Genomic DNA, 15,354 nt, shown 5'->3' with positions numbered 1-15,354 from the left:
ATGCAAGACCTTGACCATCGACGCCTTTTGGCACACGACTACGCGTTGATTAATCCGCTGCAGGTAGATTCCCAGTTCTGGCAGGACCTACCGATTGAATCAGTGGCCCCCGAAGAAGCCAAGGATGCGGGGTTGTACCCGTTGCTGTTGCAATTTTCTCGGTTGCCGCATGACGAGCGAATCGACTTGCTTGATCGTGATGGCGCTCACCGGCGCCACAGCCGCAAGCCCTTCTTCAGTGCCTTGCTGCGTGCGCCCGTCCCATGGAAAGAATTGGTGGTACATCTTCGTCGACAGATGGTCCTGAGGGGGCCGCCGCCAGCACGCGAGCAAGCTCTGCTGCGCTACTACGATCCGGTCGTGTTCCGGCATCTGTTGTGGCTGTTGAATCAGAAACAACGTCTTGCATTGCTAGGGGGCATTACGCACTGGAGCTGGTGTGACCCCCAGCATGGCTGGCAGCAGTACCTGCGCGAGGGCGCTCAGGGTTCGATGCGGATGACACCAACCCTGGAGCAGTGGGACACGCTCAAGCGTTTGGGTCTGCTCAATCGCTCTCTCAGTACGTGGGCGCGCTCCGAACCGGACTTGCTCGGTCAAGCTGACCTTTGGAGACGTGCGGATGCCGTGCTGGGGGAGTCATTGACGCTGCACCGCTTGCAGGACGAAGTAGATCGTCGCCAGTACGCCACCTTGGAACTGCGCTACCCAGGCGTCCATCGCCATCCGGACCTCCTTGAAAGACTGAGCCGCGCCCAGAGTGGTGCTATTTCCTACTCTGAAGCTTGCCGCGATCTCGACTCTGCCCGGCTGCGTTGTCTGGCTGCCGAACTTGAAACCCCATCCGTCGCAATGGAAGCGAGGAGACCCCAATGACCGAACCGACTGCCAAGTGCCCCTTCTGTGAGAAGACGGGCTTGCCGATTCTGCCGCTCCGTTACGCTGTGGCGCGTACCGATTACGACGAATCGCACCCTCGATGGAAGGCGCTTGATTTGCCATCTGGCTTCGGAGCGGGCGTGACCGATATCGCCCTGCCGGCGGACAGCGCGTGCTACACCACCCGCCTGCTACGCCCTGGCTATCTGTATGCCTTCAATGAAGCGCGGGGCGAGTGGAAGGCCTATCTGGTGACCGAACTCGGCTACTTGTACGAGTTCGACATCGAGGACACCACGCCGCCCGATGCCGACAACATCGAATTCAGTTGTTTCCGTACGGGTGAAGAGTTCATTGCACGGTGTATCACCGTGCCTGACGCTGTCAATGCGACTCGTCTGTGGCTGGGATTCTCTGATACGGCATGGACGCCGCAGGTGCTCGCTCGTCATCGCCGGCACGCATACCGCGAGCGGCATATGCGGCCGGTCGAAGTGGGGCAGTGGGCGGGCGGCGACACAAGTCAGCCACACACGGCGGAGTTCACGCGCCTGAAGGAGGTAGTGAACGAATTCGTTCGTGAGGGCACGCAGCGGGGAGGAGACGCCTCGCCGCCGACATCGACGCGGGCGATGCTTGATCCCAGAACCGGAGAGGTTGTTCCATTGATCGATCTGGAGGAGATCGAGGTCTGGGCGAATCCGGCGTTCGATTTCTCCCCGCACCGCTTCAATGGTGCCAGACATGAAGCCGACGGCCTGATCACCTGGGCGGAAGCCGCCGCGGAGAAGGCTGGTGCAAAGGCGATGCTGGTGGCGTTGGACGACCCGACGGGCATCACCATGGAGCTTGCCAGCCTGATGGGCGCCAGGTTGAACGAGTTTCTCGAAGCAGACGAATTGCAGAGGCCCTTGGCGATCTCGGCCTTGGTGGACTCGCTGGAAGAGGCCATCCGCAACAACGCGGAGCTGGACGCGCTTCGTGATGCAGAACGCCAGGCAGTCTGGCGCGCCCATTCCTGGAACTATCCCTTCTATATCAGCGGGCGCGACGGCCGCTACGAATTCATCAAGCGCCATGAGCAGCGACTGCGCGCCGAACCCGGCTATCGAGCCGAATGGGAGGCGAAGCTGGAGGCCGCCCGGCAGGAAGCCGCGGATGGCCTGAGTGAAGACGACCTGGAGCGTGCTGCCGACAGAGCTTGGAGAAAGTATCGAAGCAAGCTGCGGCCCGGCGAGCCGGAGCAGTGGCGTGAAACGGTTTACCAACCCAGGCTGGAAGACTACGACCAGGGGGTGCTGGTACCGTTGGCGCATGCGCATCAGGCCTGGTTGCGCGGCCCGGCAACTGCGGCATGCTTTGAATGCAACCATGACGAGGCAGATGGCGACTCGGGTGCCGGTTATGTGCAAACGCTGTTGCTGTGCATCCAGGATACGCAGCAGAACCAGGTCTGCTTCGATAACTACGTCGAGTGGTTGTCGGCCAATACGGAAGATCCGGGCAACCTGCTGCAACGCGCGCTGGTGCATAACCAACAGGACGTGATCGACGCACTGAACGAGGCGGTACCCAGCGCTGGGCTGCCCAAGAGCGAACTGCCGTCCATCGAGTGGGGTACTTTGGTCAGCGTCTACCAGGAAAGCCTGGGGCACGTGAACAATGGGGGCCAGAATCTGGCGGCCCAACTCCTGGTGGCCTTGGGCGGCCCCGTGATCAAGGTGGTCGACGGCATGATCGACCACACGGCCGGACGACTGTTGGTGTCCTTGGGGGTGATCAGCCATGCTCCGATCCTGCCGCTCACGCACGCAGGCACGGTGGATCAGGCGCTGGACGTGATGGTGGAGATGATGAAGCAGGTCAACCCGGAGGCGCTGGGCGACATCGACGCCGGCCTGCTTAAGCGGCAGTTGCAGATTCGCTCCCGTGGACGTCGCCACGTCACGCAGACGCGGGGACCGGGCGGGCGCTTTGCGCCCGGACAAGTGACGCTCCGGGTGGACCGGTTCGCGCTGGGCCAGATCGCTGGCGGGGGCGCCGCGGCGGAACGCGCGGATCAGGCGGCGTTGACGGTGCTGACGATGGACGAATGGCCGAAGAACGGACTGGCCCGGTTCCGGGCGATGTTCGGGACGAATGCGCGGCTGGCGGTAGTGGGCCTGATCCTGCAGATCGTGGATGCCAAGCAGATGGCGGGCAAACTGGACGCGACGATGGAGCACCGCCGGGTAGAGAGCAATTGGCGGTTTGGGACGTCGGTGGCTGCAATTGTGGGCGGCGTGGGCAATCTGCTTCACGATGGGATTGTGGATGGTGCTAAGGCGGGGAGTGTGCGGTTGGCGAAGTGGGCAGGGAGGACATGGGTGGAGTGGACTGGCAGGATCAGTAGAGGGCTTGGAATCGTGACGGCCGGGATTATGGCGGTAATGGATTCTGTCAATGCCTATAGGGAAGCCCGGAAAGGTAACGTAGGCATGGTGGCGCTCTATCTCGTTTCTGCAGGAACTGGATTTGGAGCGGCAGTTCTATTCACCGCTTGGGGTGCCAGTATATTTGGCCTGACGGCCGCGGTCGCCACAGGTATCGGCATCGTATTGGTGATTGTCGGCATCGCAATCGCTCTTTTGATTGAGTTTCTCAAGACGAACGAACTGCAAGAGTGGATGGAGCGATGCTTGTTCGGGGCGCTGGATGAAGGTGATCGCTATCAGGAGTTTGAGGTGGAGATGGAACAGTTCGAGATGGCGATGCGGGCGCTCGGCATGAAGGCTGGGAATGATGAAATAGAAGATGAGGCAGATCCTGCCCTGATACCGCAGGCGGGTTAAGCCATGGACCTCACGGGATTCGGCAAGGATGGCAAGCACAACTACAAGATCGATCGGCCCCTGACCGATGAGGAGCGAGTCAGCCGGTTAAAGCTGGACAAGCAGGCCAGCACTGAACCGATGGATGGATTATCGGTCATCAAGCTCAATAGCACCTATTTGGAACTGGTGGATCGCTGGTACCCGGTAAGGGGTTTTGCAGCTTGGCAAGGTGGGATGATTTTTTTGCTAGGAGTTGCATCTCTAGTCGCGTTCGGTTGGTTGGCTCTGGATATGAAAAACTCTTCTGGTTGGATTTCCTTTGCAATGGCGGCGCCAATCTTTGCTTTTTTTTCATGGATTGGCTGCAAGGGGATGCGATTCGATATTTTTCGCATGACTCATTATCCGATCCGTCTCAACCGAAAAACCAGGCAGGTGCATGTCACCCGGCCGGGCGACACGGTTCTGACCATCCCATGGGATGCATTGTTTCTCTGTGTGCGTGAGAATGATTTGCCTCTGTTCGGAAAGAGCGTTGATGTGCGCGCGCATGTGTTGGCCAATGATGGCGAAACGGTGATAGACACATTCACTTTGGCCTATTACGAGTTTCGTGACAAAGAGAAGCTCATGCAGCTTTGGGAATACATCCGCCGCTATATGCAAGAGCCCGATGGTGTGGAGCAATGCGATCGTGAGGAAGCGGTGACACTTCGTTTGCCTGTTGATGGCCGGCGTGAAGGGCTGGCGTTCGGGATCGTGCGCACGTTCGCAATGGCGGCCAACCAACCGGTTGCGCAGTTGATCGGGTCTCCCATTGCAGCCTTGACGATCCTGGGCCGCTGGCTAGCGATGTCCACCAGCAAGGTGCCGGCCTGGCCGGCGGAGGTGGAGGCCGCCTGTCAGGTCGACCCGGACGACCCCTACCGGAAGGATTGGCGCAGCAACGGCGAGTACGGTTTCCATGAACTGGGCTGGCCGGCGATATGCTTCGTGGTCGGGCTTGCCGCCGTGGTGGCCGGTCTTTGGTGGTTGTTCTCGGTTGTGATGTGATTTTTTTCCGAGAGCACGAATCCGAGAATGCGTCGAATCCGACGTTGGTTCCGCAGCAGGTGACCGATGGATTACACCGGACTCGGCAGATTCATTCGCTACAAGCTCAACCGGCCGTTGACCGATGAGGAGCGGGCAAGCCAGTTGAGGTCGGACAAGCAGGCAAGTTCCGAACCGCAGGACTGGTTGTCGGTCATCAAGCTCAACAGCACTTACCTTGAGTTGGTGGATCGTTGGTATCCGGTCAAGGGGTGGTGGACATGGATGGGTGCGATGATCGCTATTCCGTGTATGGGGTTTGTTGCAGCACTTGCGCTTATCGCGTTTGAGCGGAATGAGTTTGCGGGATGGATGACCCTGGCTTTTGTTGCGCCAGTTTTCGGCCTCTTTGGCTGGGCGGCGCTTTCCATGGTGCACACTGAAGCCTTTCGCCAGACGCATTACCCAATTCGCCTCAACCGCAAGACCCGGAAGGTTTATGCTTTTCGGCCAGATGGGACGGTCTTGCAGGCGCCGTGGGATCGGCTGTTCCTGTGTGCGGTGAAGAACGAGTTGACCATGTGGCAGTCGAGCCAGGATGTGCGTGCGCATATTCTGGACGAGGATGGTGAAACGGTGAAGGATACCTTCACCCTTGCCTACCACGAGTTCAGCGGCAGGGACGAACTCATGCAGCTATGGGAGTACATCCGTCGCTACATGGAAGAGCCGGATGGTGTGGAGCAATGCCATCAAGAGGTCAGTCTGTGCTTGCCGGTGGACGGCCGCCGTGAAGGGCTGGCCTTCGGCATCGTACGCACCTTTGCGATGGCGGCCAACCAACTGGCGATCCAATTGATCGCATCGCCCATCGCGGCCCTGACGGTGATGGGTCGCTGGTTTTCTATGTATACCAGCAAGGTGCCGGTCTGGCCTGCGGAAGTGGAAGCGGCATGTCAGATAGATGCCGACGACCCCTACCAGAAGAATTGGCGCAGCAACGGCCAGTACGATTTCTACGAGCTGTGGTGGCCTGCAGTTTGCTTCGTGATCGGGCTGGCGGTGGTCGTGGGCGGCATCTGGTGGTTGCTCTCGTCGCTTTTGTAGCGGTAGCCACGAGTATCGGTATCGTACCGGTGATTGTCGGCATCGCAATCGATCTGTTGATTGAGTTCCTCAAGACGAACGAGTTGCAAGAGTGGATGGAACGATGTTTGTTCGGGGCACTTGATGAAGGTGATCGCTATCAGGAGTTTGAGGTGGAGATGGAACAGTTCGAGGTGGCGATGCGGGCGCTCGGCATGAAAGCTGGCGACGATGAAACCGAAGATGAGGCAGTTCCCACCCCGATACCGCAGGCGGGTTAGGCAATGGATCTCACGGGATTCGGCAAGGACGGTAAGCACAACTACCAACGTGACTACAAGATAAACCGTGCCCTGACCGATCAGGAGCGGGCCAATCGGTTGAAGCTGGACAGGCAAGCCAGTACCGAGCCAATGGATGGATTGTCAGTCATCAAGCTCAACAGCACCTATCTTGAACTAGTGGACCGATGGTATCCGGTAAGGGGATTTGCAGCTTGGCAAGGCGCGATGATCTTACTTCTTGGTTTGATTCCATTCGTGGCATTTTTGTGGCTGGCCATTAACGACAACGATTTGGGCGGATGGGTTTTTTTTTATTTTGACGGGAAGTGTGCTTTTGTTCTTTATTTGGGCTGGTTACAGAGGCATGCGATTCGATATTTTTCGCATGACCCATTACCCGATCCGTCTCAACCGAAAAACCAGGCAGGTGCATGTTACCCGGCCGGGCGACACGGTTTTGACCGTTCCGTGGGACGCGTTGTTTCTCTGTATGCGCGAGAATAATCTGCCCCTGTTTGGAAAGAGTGTTGATGTGCGTGCGCATGTTTTGGCCGGTGACGGAAAAACGGTGATAGATACATTCACTTTGGTCTATTACGAATTTCGTGACAAAGAAAAGCTCTTGCAGTTTTGGGAATACATCCGCCGTTACATGCAAGAACCGGACGGTGTGGAGCAGTGCGATCGTGAGGAGGCAGTGACACTTCGTTTGCCTGTTGATGGCCGGCGTGAAGGGCTGGCGTTCGGGATCGTGCGCACGTTCGCAATGGCGGCCAACCAACCGGTTGCGCAGTTGATCGGGTCTCCCATTGCAGCCTTGACGATCTTGGGCCGCTGGCTGGCGATGTCCACCAGCAAGGTGCCGGTCTGGCCTGCAGAGGTGGATGCCGCCTGTCAGGTGGACCCGGACGATCCCCACCGGAAGGATTGGCGCAGCAATGGCAAGTACGATTTCTACGAGCTGGGCTGGCCCATGATCTGCTTCGTTGTAGGGCTTGCTGCCGTGGTGGCCGGGCTCTGGTGGCTCCTCTCGGTTTTGATGTAGTTGCCTAGTCGATATCACCAGTTTCCGCTATAGCACCCACCTGCTGTGCCTCGGGGTATCTGTACGCCTTCAACGAGGCATGCGGTGAGGCCGTAAGCTCCCCCGCCGCCCAGACACCGGATGAGTAGATCTTTCTGGCACCTGACCTTCTCCATCCTGCGGAAGAAGGGATGCTTCGGCCGTCTTAGTGTTCGCTACGGCGCGGCGCCGATCACCAGTTCGACCACGCCTTCGGCCGGCAGGCGCACGCGGACAGGCCGCGAATTGAGATCGCCGTCGGACGGCGTGGCCGTGCCGGACGCCGAGACCCGGGCGACGATCTCGACATCCTCCAGCGCAGAGAGCGTCTGCGTGGGCATCGGGCTGTCGGCGTCGCTCAGGGTGAGTTCGAACGGCAGGTCGGCCACGCGGCGGCGCTGGACGGCGACGGGCATCGGCGGGCCGCCGGGCACGCGGGCGAGGACGAAGAGCACGGACTCGGGGTCGAGGTGGATGCGGGCGGCGTAGTCGGGGTCCACGGTGACCCGGACGCGCACGGTGTGGCCGGCGTCCGCTGCGTCCTGTGCGGGTGCGTCGGCGACGGCCGGCAGCGGGTCGAGACCGGCGGCGAGGCGGGCGTCGTCGATCTGTGCGCGCAGGCCCGCGGCGGCCTGTGGGCCGAGGTCGGGTAGCAGCGATTCCCAGGTGCTGGCGGCGTCGGCGTCGCGGCCGGCCTGCCGGTACGCGATGCCGAGGAACAGGCGGGCGCGTTCCTGACCGGGGTCGTACGCCAGCACCTGTTCGAGCACGGAGATGGCCTCGTCGTCGAAGCGGCGCTCGGGGTGGGCGCGGGAACGGGATTCGGCGTATTCGACCTGCACGCCGAGGTTCTCCGGGTCCAGCCGGGCGGCCTGGCCGAAGGCGTCGCGGGAGGCGTCGAAGCGCCCCTGTTCCTGCAGTGCGCGGCCGAGCAGGCGCCAGCCTTCGATCTGGCGCGGGTCGCGTTGCAGGTCGGCCTGCAGTTGCGCGATGGCCTCGTCGAGCGTGCCGGGCGCGCGGCGCTGGCCGGGGTCGAGTGCGGCAGGGACGCCGATCAAGGTGTAGAGGCCCAGCGCCAGGACCGGCACCGCGACGATGAAGGCGATGAACACTGCGCGCGTGCGGCGCAGCGGCCAGGCCAGGACGGCACCGGTGATCGCGGCCAGCAGCAGGGAGATCACAACGAACAGCGTCATCACCACTCCTGGGTGTCGTCGTGCGGTACGGGGCGGTCGCCGCTGCGGCGACGCACGATCCACACCACCGTCGCGCCGCCGCCGAGCACCAGCAGCAGCGGGCCGAACCAGAGCAGCCAGGTGGCCGGTTCTACGCGTGGCCGGTAAAGCACGAACTCGCCGTAGCGGTCGACCAGGTACTGGCGGACCTCGGCATCGCTCATGTCGCGACGCATGAGCATGAGCACTTCGCGGCGCAGGTCGTGGGCGATCTGCGCGTTGGAATCCGACAGCGACTGGTTCTGGCACATCACGCAGCGCAGTTCGGCCACCAGACGGCGGAAGCGGGTTTCTTCGGCAGCATCGGCGAAGACCAGCGGCGCGGCATCCTGGGCCGGTTGCGCCGGCGCACGGCCGGGCGCCAGCAGCGCGAGCACGAGCGCCAGCGGCGCCAGCAGTGAAATGCCGGTGCGCGACAGGCCGTTCATCCGTCGATCGCCTCCAGCGCAGGCACCAGGCGGTCGCGCACGATGGCATCGGTCATCGGGCCGACGTGCTTCCAGCGCACCACGCCTTCGGCATCGACCAGGAAGGTCTCCGGTGCGCCGTAGATGCCCCAGTCGATGGCCGCGTGGCCGTCGTAGTCCACCAGCACCGTCCAGTAGGGATTGCCGAACTGTTCCAGCCAGCGCAGCGCGTCGGCACGCTCGTCCTTCCAGTTGAAACCGATCACGCGCACACGCCGGGTTTCGGCGAAGCGGGTCAGCACGCCGTGTTCCTCGCGGCAGCCGGGACACCAGCTGCCCCAGACGTTGAGCACGTACGGCGCGCCGCGCAGATCCTGGTCGGTGACCAGTCGGCCGGCCTCGTGCAGCACCGGCAGGCGGAATGCGGGAGCGGGTTTGCCGATCAGCTGCGAGGGCAGGGCATCGCGGTCGGGATCGCGGCTCATCCACACGCCCGCGGCGAGGAGGGCGGCGATGACGCCGAAGACGATCAGGGGCAGCCAGCGTTGCAACTTCATGGCGCGGGTTCCCGGCCGGGGTCGGCCACGGACCGCGCGTCGGCCCGCGCGGTGGCGGCGTCGCTCGCATCACCGGCGGCCATCGAATCGGTACCACGGCCGCCTGTCGAAGAACGTGCCGCCGGGGCGCCGGTCGAGGCGGCGCCCACCTCATCGGTCGAACCCGCACCCGCGCTGGAACCAGAATCCAGGCGCCCACTCCCCGGCATCGCCGGAGCAGGGGCATCGCCGTCGTGCCGGCCGCGGCCATCGGGACCACCCGTCTTGTCGCGAGGCGAGCGCGCTGCCGGCCGGAAGCGCCGGTCCACTGCGGTCACCAGGCCGCCGAGCGCCATCAAAGCAGCACCGGCCCAGATCCAGCGGACGAACGGTTTCACATGCGCGCGCACCGCCCAGGCATCGTCACCGAGCGGCTCGCCCAGTGCCACGTAGACATCGCCGAGCACGCCGGGACGGATCGCGGCCTCGGTCATCACCTGGCCGCCGCTGGCGTAGTGGCGTTTCTCGGGATGCAGCAGGGTCACGTCGCCGCCTTGGCGTAGATAGGTCACGCTGCCGTAGTCGGAGACGTAATTTGGGCCCTGCGTACGTTCGACACCCTCGAAGCGGAAGGCGTGCTTGCCGATCTCGAGCGTCTGCCCCGGACGCAGCGCGACCTCGCGCTGCACGTTCATCGCTTCCACCAGCAATGCGCCGACCAGGAACACGGCCACGCCGAAGTGTCCCAGCAACATGCCGACCATCTCCGGGGTGAACCGTCCACGGCCGCGCACGCGCGTCCACACGAAATATGCGGTGCCTGCACCGACCCACAGCGCGCCGGTCAGGCCCATCGCGACTTTCCAAGGGCCCTGCGGGGCGAGGAAGAAGCCGACCGCGCCGGTCAGCAACGCCAACACCGCCCACGGCATCAGCACGCGCGTGACCCGTCGCGATTCGTCGCGCTGCCAGCGCACCAGCGGGCCGAACGGCAGCAGCAGTACCAGCGGCGCCATCAGCAGCAGGAACAGCAGGCCGAAGTAGGGTGGGCCGACGGAGATCTTGCCCATGTCCAGCGCGTCGGCCAGCAACGGGTACAGCGTCCCCAGCAGCACCATGGCGCAAGCCGCGACCAGCAGCAGGTTGTTGAGCAGCAGCAGCGTTTCGCGCGAGGTGCCGGCGAACGGCTTGCCGTCGCGCACGTCGGGTGCGCGCAACGCATACAGCAGCAGCGAGCCGCCGACCACGATGCCCAGGAACACCAGGATGAACAGCCCGCGCGACGGATCCGCGGCGAAACTGTGCACGCTGGTCAGCACGCCCGAGCGCACCAGGAACGCGCCCAGCAGCGACAGCGAGAACGTGGCGATCGCCAGCAGCAGGGTCCAGCCGCGGAAACTGCCGCGTTTTTCGGTGACCGCCTGCGAGTGGATCAGCGCCGCGCCCGCCAGCCACGGCATGAAGCTGGCGTTCTCCACCGGATCCCAGAACCACCAGCCGCCCCAGCCGAGCTCGTAATAGGCCCACCAGCTGCCCAGCGCGATGCCGGCGGTCAGGAACGCCCAGGCGACGTTGGTCCAGGGTCGGGTCCAGCGCAGCCAGCGCGCGTCGACCTTGCCGTCGAGCAACGCTGCGATCGCGAACGCGAACGGCACCACGAAGCCCGCGTAGCCGACGTACAGCATCGGCGGGTGGACGATCATCCCCGGGTCCTGCAACAGCGGATTGAGGTCGCGGCCTTCCAGCGCGGCCGGCAGCAGGCGTTCGAAGGGGTTGCTGGTGAAGATCAGGAATGCCAGGAACCCCAGCGACACCGCGCCCATCACCGCCAGCACGCGGGCGATGACCTCTGGCGGCAGGCTGCGCGACCAGCGCGCCACCGCACCGTTCCACAGCGCGATGATCAGCACCCAGAACAGCAGCGAGCCCTCGTGGTTGCCCCAGACCGCGGTGATCCGGTAGATCATCGGCAGCAGCGAGTTCGAGTTCTCGGCCACGTAGCGGACCGAGAAATCCTGCGACACGAACGCCCAGGTCAGCAGCAGCCAGGCGACGAACACCAGGGCCAGCTGCGCGTAGGCGGCCGGGCGCGCGGTGTCCATCCATGCAGGGATGCCGCGCTGAGCGCCGAACAGCGGCAAGGCGGTCTGCACCACCGACGCCAGCAGCGCGAGCAGCAGCACGATCTGGCCGAACTCAGGCAGCATGCCGGGCCTCCGTGCGCCTCGCGCTCACGTGCTGCGCGTGGTTAGACCGTGCGGGCATCGCTTGCGTGCAGGCGGCCGTTCCGGTGCCGCGCGCCGCGTGGCCGATGCGCCGCACCGACCGTGTTCGGTATGGACGGCGAGGCGGGATCCGGTCGCCGGGAACGGGCGCCAATGCGTGCGCCATCACTCGTAGGTGCCTGCCGGCGTGTCCACGCCGTGCCGCTCGTGGGCCAGGCCCATCTTGTCGGCCAGCTCTTTCGGAATGTAGGTCTCGTCGTGCCGGGCCAGCACGTCCTCGGCGACGAACACGCCGTCGCGCATGCGGCCTGTGGCGACGACGGCCTGATTCTCGCGGAACAGGTCCGGCAGCAGGCCGCTGTAGGTCACCGGCAGCACCGCATCGCCGTCGGACACCAGGAAGCGCGATTCCAGCGAGCCCGACGGGCGCTGGAACGAGCCCTCCGCGACCATGCCGCCGAGTCGGAAACGGGCCTCGCCGGACGTCGCCGATTCTCCGGCGCGGCCGTCCAGCACCTCGGCCGGGGTGTAGAGGTAGGCGATGTTGCGTTGCAGTGCGAAGGCGACCAGGGTCGTCGCGAGGCCGGCCGCCGCGACGAGCGCGACGACGAACCAGAGGCGGCGGCGGCGGATCGGATTCATCGGGTCAGTTCACCGGTTGCGTGTGGCTTGCCCGCGCGCCGTGCCGCCAGCAGGCGGACACCGCGCAACAGGCGGCGGATGCGGATGCGCGGGGCGACGAAGTCCCACAACAGCACCGCTACGAAGACCAGGTAAGCGGCCACGACGTATTGAAGGTAACTCATGTGCGCTCCTGTGCCATCTTGCGCACCCAGTCCTTGCCGCCCTCGCGGTAGAGATTGTCGGCGCGGGCGCGGTTGAGCAGCGAGCCGACGAACCACAGCTTGGTGCCGATCACCATCCAGATCAGCGGCGGCATCATGCTCGGGTCCATCGACGATTCGCCGAACACGCGGATGGTCTGGCCCTGGTGCAGGGAATTCCACCAAACCACCGAATAGCGGATCACCGGCAGCAGCGCCACGCCGACGATGGCCAGCAGCGACGCGGCGCGCGCGGCGGCGCGGCGGTCTTCGATCGCGTGGTACAGGCCGATCACGCCCAGATACATGAAGAGCAGGATGAGCTCGGTGGTCAGGCGCGGATCCCAGTCCCACCAGGTGCCCCACATCGGCTTGCCCCAGATGCTGCCGGTGGCGAGCGTGATCAGGGTGAACGCCGCGCCGATCGGGGCGCAGGCCATGGCGAGGATTTCGCACAGCTTGATCCGCCAGATCAGCGCGATCGCGGCGTAGAGCGCCATCAGCGCGTACACGGCGAGGCTCATCCAGGCGCTGGGCACGTGGATGTAGAGGATCCGGTAGCTGTCGCCCTGCTGATAATCGGCGGGTACCACGAACAGCGCGCCGTACATGCCCCAGGCCATCACCAGCAGACCGAGCCCGTAGCCCCACGGCGCCCAACGCGCGGCGAAGCGATCGAAGGTGGGGGGCGATCCGAGTTGGTGGAACCAGCGCAGGACAGGATTCATTCGATCTTCGTGGCCGCCCGCCGGAGCGGGCGCTGCGGTCAATGGAGAGCGATGCGGATGGCGGCCGCTGCGGTCACCGGTGCCAGGACCAGCGCCAGGACCAGCCCCGCGGCGAGCAGCAGCAGCCCCCCGGTCGGATCCTGCCCCTGGCCCGCCAGTGCGACGCTGCCGGCGCCGAACACCAGCACCGGCACGTACAACGGTAATGCCAGCAGGGCCAACAGGATACCCGAGCGGCGCATCCCGACGGTCAATGCCGCCACCACCGCGCCGATCAGGCTCAACAGCGGCGTGCCCAGCGCCAGTCCGGCCAGCAGGGCGGGCAGCTGCATGCGCGGCAGTTGCATGAGTTCGGCCAGCAACGGCGCGGCGAGGATCAGCGGCAGCGCGGTGGTCGCCCAATGCACGGCCGTGCGCACCAGCACCAGCCAGGCCAGCGGGACCGGCGAGAGCATCCATTGTTCGAGCGAACCGTCCTCGGCATCGCCGCGGAACAGGGTGTCGAGCGCGAGCAGCCCGGACAGCAGCACGGCGACCCAGAGCACGCCGGCGGAAACACCGGCCAGGGTCGTGCGCTCGCCGCCCAGCGCCAGCCCGAACAGCACCACCACCAGCACCGCGAACAGTACCGGCTGGAACGCGTCGCCGCGGCGGTGCCAGAGCAGGCGCAGGTCGCGGGCGACGAGGGCGGCGGCGGATCCGGCCAGGGTGGGCAGGCTGGCCGCACGGTTCCACGCTGCTGCCGGCGTGGCGGACCGCTGAGGGTCCGAAGTGGCGGTGGCCGTGTCCGTGTCCGTGTCCGCGTCCGTGGCCGGAGCCGGCGCCGGGCCGGCGCCGGTCCGCACCGCAGGGTCAGCAGCGCGAGGATGGTCCGTCCGGAGATCGTCCGCGATGTCGTCGGCCGGGACAGGCGGTGTCGGGCCGGTCGGCAGGACCAGTTCACGGGTGCGGACCGGTGGCGCGGCGTAGGCGCCGTGGGTGGTCACCAGGGCGGCACCGCCGGCGTGCAGATGGGCCTGCACCATCCGGTTGACCAGTTCGATGCCTTCCAGGTCGAGATTGGCGTAGGGCTCGTCGAGCAACCACAGCGGCGCCGGGGACAGCCACAGCCGCGCGAGCGACAGTCGCTTGCGTTGCCCGGCCGAGAGCTTCCCGGCCGGGGTGTCCTCGTAGCCGGCCAGGCCCACCGTCGCGAGCGCCTGCGCCATGTCCTGGCCCGGGCGGCGGCCCTGCAGCGCGCACAGGTACCGCAGGTTCTCCAGCGCACCGAGTTCGGCCTTCAGGCCCGGGAGGTGGCCGAGGTAGGCCATGGCCCGGGCACGCAGCGCGGGCTGCACGGCGGCGCCCTCGATGTCCACCTCGCCGGCGTCCGCGCGAAGCAGGCCGACCAGGACCCGCAACAGGCTGGTCTTGCCGGCGCCATTGTCGCCGCGCACCAGCAGGGCTTCGCCGGCGTCCAGTGCGAAATCGAGCGGGCCGAACACCAGTTGCTCGTTGCGGCTGAAGCGCAGCCCGCGTGCGGCGAGCAGCGGGGCGTGGAAGACGGGATCGGGCATGCAGGGGCGCGGACGCGGAAAATGGACGGGCGCCGATGGCGCAACCGTCGATTCTAGCGGGCTGGCCGCCCGGTGCGTCGCCGTTCGCGGCCGTCGGACGGTCCGCGTCGCCGTTCCGAGGATGGTCTCGGCCGCGACTGTGCCTACGGTAGAGAGCGGTTCGAGCGGGGATGAGCCACCCGCCAATCCACATGCGGATGTGGTGGCAGGGCGGCTGGCATGGGTATCGCGAGGCGCAGGCGAATGGGCGCGTCGTCCTCCGCGTGGAGGGTGCCGAGCTGACCGAAGCGGCAGGCGAGGGCGTCCAGTACCCGCGTGGTCAGGCCCGATGCCAGCCAGCCGTCCTCGGGCCAGCGGCCGTCCGCGGCGCTGGCGCGGGTACGCCAGAGTCGGCCTGGCGCCGAATCGCGCAGAGCCTCGTGCAAGGCGGCGTCGGCGGCCCGATTGGTCGGGGCGTCGCACGCTGAGGAACCGGGATTGAAGGCGGTGATGACGCCGAACGCCGTGGCCACCGTCTCCGTCTCGGCGGAGACCCCGCTCAATGCACGACGCAGTGCCAAGGGGACCGGCCGGCCGGTCTCCAGCGGCAGCCAGCCCGACGGTGTCGATACCCGGTAGCGGGCCCGCAGATAGGCATCGAACAGTGTGGTTGCACGCGCGTCGTCGATCGGCTGCATGGCGGACGT

At 65.1% G+C, this 15,354-nt stretch carries 15 protein-coding genes and 2 pseudogenes; 7 read left to right on the top strand and 10 right to left on the bottom strand.

What is annotated here, in order from left to right; genetic code table 11:
* From RG19_RS17225 to RG19_RS08320, 7 genes are all read left to right on the top strand, one after another.
* Positions 1 to 876, top strand: coding sequence for a DUF4123 domain-containing protein (locus tag RG19_RS17225; protein WP_082672563.1), 876 nt, complete (start codon positions 1 to 3; stop codon positions 874 to 876).
* Complete coding sequence (locus tag RG19_RS08340; RefSeq protein WP_058834870.1) at positions 873 to 3,710, top strand: T6SS effector BTH_I2691 family protein; 2,838 nt, start codon at positions 873 to 875, stop codon at positions 3,708 to 3,710. Before RG19_RS17225 ends, RG19_RS08340 begins: the two co-directional genes overlap by 4 nt.
* A 3-nt stretch (positions 3,711 to 3,713) precedes the next feature.
* The gene (locus tag RG19_RS08335) at positions 3,714 to 4,745 is read left to right on the top strand and encodes a DUF6708 domain-containing protein (protein ID WP_058834869.1); all 1,032 of its coding nucleotides are present in this window, start codon (positions 3,714 to 3,716) and stop codon (positions 4,743 to 4,745) included.
* 66 nt (positions 4,746 to 4,811) lie between these two features.
* Entirely contained in the window at positions 4,812 to 5,831 is a 1,020-nt protein-coding gene (locus RG19_RS08330) for a DUF6708 domain-containing protein (RefSeq protein WP_058834868.1), read from the top strand.
* On the top strand, positions 5,807 to 6,091 hold the full coding sequence (locus RG19_RS08325) for a hypothetical protein (protein ID WP_157515208.1): 285 nt from the start codon (positions 5,807 to 5,809) through the stop codon (positions 6,089 to 6,091). Before RG19_RS08330 ends, RG19_RS08325 begins: the two co-directional genes overlap by 25 nt.
* Before the next feature lie 3 nt (positions 6,092 to 6,094).
* Positions 6,095 to 6,598 (top strand): hypothetical protein, encoded by a 504-nt coding sequence (locus RG19_RS17575; RefSeq protein ID WP_157515207.1) that lies wholly within the window; start codon positions 6,095 to 6,097, stop codon positions 6,596 to 6,598.
* Positions 6,480 to 7,139 (top strand): DUF6708 domain-containing protein, encoded by a 660-nt coding sequence (locus RG19_RS08320; protein ID WP_162267062.1) that lies wholly within the window; start codon positions 6,480 to 6,482, stop codon positions 7,137 to 7,139. Before RG19_RS17575 ends, RG19_RS08320 begins: the two co-directional genes overlap by 119 nt.
* 194 nt (positions 7,140 to 7,333) lie before the next feature.
* On the opposite strand, the gene RG19_RS08315 is transcribed toward RG19_RS08320, so the two are convergent.
* The 10 genes and pseudogenes from RG19_RS08315 to RG19_RS08270 all read right to left on the bottom strand — a co-directional run bounded on the left by RG19_RS08315 (position 7,334) and on the right by RG19_RS08270 (position 15,345).
* Positions 7,334 to 8,353, bottom strand: a complete 1,020-nt coding sequence (locus tag RG19_RS08315; protein WP_238376607.1) for a tetratricopeptide repeat protein — start codon at positions 8,351 to 8,353, stop codon at positions 7,334 to 7,336.
* Positions 8,353 to 8,820: a cytochrome c-type biogenesis protein gene (locus RG19_RS08310; RefSeq protein ID WP_058834864.1), complete on the bottom strand. Its 468-nt coding sequence runs from the start codon at positions 8,818 to 8,820 to the stop codon at positions 8,353 to 8,355. The genes RG19_RS08315 and RG19_RS08310 overlap by 1 nt, the downstream gene beginning before the upstream one ends.
* Positions 8,817 to 9,356, bottom strand: coding sequence for a DsbE family thiol:disulfide interchange protein (locus RG19_RS08305; protein ID WP_058834863.1), 540 nt, complete (start codon positions 9,354 to 9,356; stop codon positions 8,817 to 8,819). Before RG19_RS08305 ends, RG19_RS08310 begins: the two co-directional genes overlap by 4 nt.
* 284 nt (positions 9,357 to 9,640) lie before the next feature.
* Positions 9,641 to 11,542: pseudogene (locus tag RG19_RS08300) on the bottom strand (heme lyase CcmF/NrfE family subunit); the annotation flags it as partial.
* 183 nt (positions 11,543 to 11,725) lie between these two features.
* Positions 11,726 to 12,202, bottom strand: a complete 477-nt coding sequence (ccmE, locus tag RG19_RS08295; RefSeq protein ID WP_058834862.1) for a cytochrome c maturation protein CcmE — start codon at positions 12,200 to 12,202, stop codon at positions 11,726 to 11,728.
* Positions 12,199 to 12,366: a heme exporter protein CcmD gene (gene ccmD, locus RG19_RS08290; protein WP_058834861.1), complete on the bottom strand. Its 168-nt coding sequence runs from the start codon at positions 12,364 to 12,366 to the stop codon at positions 12,199 to 12,201. Before ccmD ends, ccmE begins: the two co-directional genes overlap by 4 nt.
* Complete coding sequence (locus RG19_RS08285; RefSeq protein WP_058834860.1) at positions 12,363 to 13,112, bottom strand: heme ABC transporter permease; 750 nt, start codon at positions 13,110 to 13,112, stop codon at positions 12,363 to 12,365. Before RG19_RS08285 ends, ccmD begins: the two co-directional genes overlap by 4 nt.
* A gap of 38 nt (positions 13,113 to 13,150) precedes the next feature.
* The gene (gene ccmB / locus RG19_RS08280; RefSeq protein WP_058836504.1) at positions 13,151 to 13,828 is read right to left on the bottom strand and encodes a heme exporter protein CcmB; all 678 of its coding nucleotides are present in this window, start codon (positions 13,826 to 13,828) and stop codon (positions 13,151 to 13,153) included.
* A 225-nt stretch (positions 13,829 to 14,053) separates the two neighbouring features.
* A pseudogene (ccmA, locus tag RG19_RS18205) lies at positions 14,054 to 14,668 on the bottom strand (heme ABC exporter ATP-binding protein CcmA); the annotation flags it as partial.
* A 143-nt stretch (positions 14,669 to 14,811) separates the two neighbouring features.
* Positions 14,812 to 15,345 (bottom strand): DUF3293 domain-containing protein, encoded by a 534-nt coding sequence (locus RG19_RS08270; protein WP_058834859.1) that lies wholly within the window; start codon positions 15,343 to 15,345, stop codon positions 14,812 to 14,814.
* Positions 15,346 to 15,354: the final 9 nt, after the last annotated feature.

The sequence above is a fragment of the Luteimonas abyssi genome, from assembly GCF_001482195.1.
In the GTDB taxonomy this organism is placed as follows: Bacteria; Pseudomonadota; Gammaproteobacteria; order Xanthomonadales; family Xanthomonadaceae; genus Luteimonas; species Luteimonas abyssi.
This window is presented reverse-complemented; position numbering and strand designations above follow the sequence as displayed.